The sequence below is a fragment of the Pedomonas sp. genome (genome assembly GCF_036515995.1).
In the GTDB taxonomy this organism is placed as follows: domain Bacteria; phylum Pseudomonadota; class Alphaproteobacteria; order Sphingomonadales; family Sphingomonadaceae; genus Pedomonas.
Genome location: NZ_DATBUP010000220.1, coordinates 1 through 2,398 on the forward strand (window position 1 = coordinate 1; position 2,398 = coordinate 2,398).

Consider the following 2,398-nt stretch of genomic DNA (forward strand, 5'->3'; position numbering starts at 1 on the left):
CGCTGGCGCTGGAGGTGGTGACGCTGGGGGAGGACGGTCTGACGGAGGCGGACGTGCTGGTGCATGACGAGACCAACCGCATGATCGCGCACTTGCTGGTGGAGATGGCGTTCCCCGAGTTTCCGGTGGCGCTCGGGGTGATCTACTGCGACCCGGCACCAACCTATGAGGCGGCCATTGCCGAGCAGACACAGGCACTTGCCGCCAGCCGGGGCGTTGCGGACTTCGATGCCCTGTTGCGGCGGGGGCAGACATGGACGGTAAGCTGAACAAATAGTTTACCAGAATATTCCGGAACGAGCGTTCGGCCGGGAAGGGCGGGCGCGTCCAAGCTCTTGAGGATCAGCCGGAAATTTCGTCGCTCCTGCGCCTCGTTTGGGCGCGGGAACGGTCTGGCCGGTGTGCGAAGGATTGCGCGCGCGCGCCTCGTATTGGCAGATAGAGCCCATGGCGGAACTGGACGACAAGGCTCAGGCGGATGCGCTGCTCATGGAGAGACTCCAGAGCGGCGAAAACACCGCCTTTCAGGAGCTCGTCCAGCGCTATTATGCCGTGGCTCTGCGGATCGCTGGCCGGATCCTGCCTGTGCAGGAAGAGGCGGAAGATGCCGTGCAGGAGGCGTTTCTGAAGGTCTGGCGGATGCCGGACCGGTACGACCCCGAGCGCGGCGCTTTCAAACCCTGGCTGGCGCGGGTGGTGGTAAACCAGTGTCTCGACCGGCGGCGGCTGTTGCGCCCCGTGGAATCGATCGAGGTGCTGGCCGAAGCAGCGGACGAAGGGCCGACGCCGGAAGAGGCGGCCCAGAGTTCGGACCGCAAGGCACGGGTGACGGCAGCAATGGACACGCTGCCGCCCCGGCAGAGAGCAGCACTGGCGCTGTTCTATGGTGAGGGTATGAGTATGTCCGAGGTGGCCGAAGCGATGAGCATCAACGTGAAGGCGGTGGAGTCCCTGCTCTCCCGCGGCCGGGCAGGCCTGCGCGGAGCCCTCGAATCTCTTGCCCGGGAGGCCGCGGAATGATCGAGCGTCAGCGTCTTTCAGAAATTCTGGACGCCTGCGGCGCGAACCCGGCCCGCTGGCCGGATGAGGAGCGCGAGGCGGCAAAAGCCCTGCTGGCGCGGGATACGGAACTGCAAGCGCAGGCCCGGCAGGAAGCGGTGCTGGATGACTGGCTGATCACGGCGTGGGACGCCCCAGCGCCCCGGCCGCAGGCCATGGAGACGCTGCTGGCGGCCAGCCGCGTGACGGCCCAGGCGGGCGTGCCCCGAGCAATTGCGGCGCAGGAGACGACAGGGCGGCGGGAGCGCTGGCTGGCCAACGGCTGGGCCGTGGGCCTTGCAGCCAGCATCATGGCGCTGCTGATGGCGGTGAGCGATCCCGCCCCGCAGGCGCAGGTGGAAGTGACGGACTCGTCGGTGGCGTCCCTCGCCTTCTCGACGGATCTTTCGGAAGGGTGGTTGTAATGCGTGTGAAGGTTCTGGCGCTGGCGGCTGGCCTGACGCTTGCGGGCGCAGCGGGTCTGGCAGGGGCGCAAACAACGCCGCCTTCGCCGCCGCCGGCCAATGCTCCGGCCCAGCCGGCGCCGCCGCGCTTCCATGAGATTGTAAGCCGAATGTCTTCGCAGGGGCAGTCAATCATGGCCGAAGCCGTGAGCAAGAGCGCCCGCGAGAAAAAGAAGCTGGCCGCCCTGAAGGAGACGCGCGAGCAGATCCTGACGCTGATCGCCGCGCCGCAGCTGGACTCCGAGGCGCTGGCCAAGGCGTTTGAGCGGGAGCGTATTCTCTCCCAGAAACTGCAGGCGACCCGTCAGGAGGCGCTGCTGAAGGCCTCCACGCGGCTGAGCGCGGAGGATCGCAAGTTCTTCGCGGAAGGGCTGCGCTCCACCCGCCTGCATATCCCGGGCGAGACCATTCGGCAGATCCAGAAGAAGGCCGAAGAGAACCGCAAGAAGTGCCCGCACGATACGGAAACGGCAGCCGCCAAGGCGGCCCGGTAGCACTGGGCCCGCTTACCGCACCAGATTGCGCGTGGCGCGGGCGACCATCGGCAGATAAAGCCGGTAGGGCAGGATGCGCAGCAGCTTCAGGAGAACGGTGAAGCGGCGCGGGAAGGTGATCTCGAACTGGCCGCGCTGCATGCCGGCGACGATGCGTCGGGCGGCATTTTCCACCTGCATCAGGCAGGGCATGGGAAAATCGTTCTTGTCGGTGAGCGGGGTTTTCACGAAGCCGGGGTGGATCACCTGAACGGTGACGCCATCGCGCCGGCACTCGAACCACAGCGCCTCGGCAATGTGGGTGAGCGCGGCCTTTGATGCACCATAGGCCAGCGCACGCGGCAGGCCTCGGAACCCGGCGACCGACGAAATAATGGCGACCCGGCCCGAACGGCGGGAGCG

The 2,398-nt window shown here is 66.8% G+C and carries 4 protein-coding genes and 1 pseudogene; 4 read left to right on the forward strand and 1 reads right to left on the reverse strand.

Annotated features, from left to right (window positions below; translation table 11 throughout):
• From VIG90_RS16080 to VIG90_RS16095, 4 genes and pseudogenes are all read left to right on the forward strand, one after another.
• Positions 1 to 269, forward strand: a pseudogene (locus tag VIG90_RS16080) (2-oxoacid:ferredoxin oxidoreductase subunit beta); the annotation flags it as partial.
• Positions 270 to 447: 178 nt separating this feature from the next.
• On the forward strand, positions 448 to 1,020 hold the full coding sequence (locus VIG90_RS16085; RefSeq protein WP_331594535.1) for an RNA polymerase sigma factor: 573 nt from the start codon (positions 448 to 450) through the stop codon (positions 1,018 to 1,020).
• Positions 1,017 to 1,463: a hypothetical protein gene (locus VIG90_RS16090; RefSeq protein ID WP_331594536.1), complete on the forward strand. Its 447-nt coding sequence runs from the start codon at positions 1,017 to 1,019 to the stop codon at positions 1,461 to 1,463. The genes VIG90_RS16085 and VIG90_RS16090 overlap by 4 nt, the downstream gene beginning before the upstream one ends.
• A complete protein-coding gene (locus VIG90_RS16095) occupies positions 1,463 to 1,996 on the forward strand; it encodes a periplasmic heavy metal sensor (RefSeq protein WP_331594537.1) in 534 nt (177 codons plus the stop codon). Before VIG90_RS16090 ends, VIG90_RS16095 begins: the two co-directional genes overlap by 1 nt.
• Positions 1,997 to 2,008: 12 nt before the next feature.
• Here VIG90_RS16095 and VIG90_RS16100 read toward each other — a convergent pair.
• On the reverse strand, positions 2,009 to 2,398 hold a 390-nt coding region (locus tag VIG90_RS16100; protein ID WP_331594538.1), incomplete at its 5' end, for an SDR family NAD(P)-dependent oxidoreductase.

Excerpts from the sequence above, each read along its gene's own strand:
- VIG90_RS16095 (WP_331594537.1), top strand. The coding sequence starts at position 1,463 with ATGCGTGTGAAGGTTCTGGCGCTGGCGGCTGGCCTGACGCTTGCGGGC.
- VIG90_RS16090 (WP_331594536.1), top strand. The coding sequence starts at position 1,017 with ATGATCGAGCGTCAGCGTCTTTCAGAAATTCTGGACGCCTGCGGCGCG.
- VIG90_RS16085 (WP_331594535.1), top strand. The coding sequence starts at position 448 with ATGGCGGAACTGGACGACAAGGCTCAGGCGGATGCGCTGCTCATGGAG.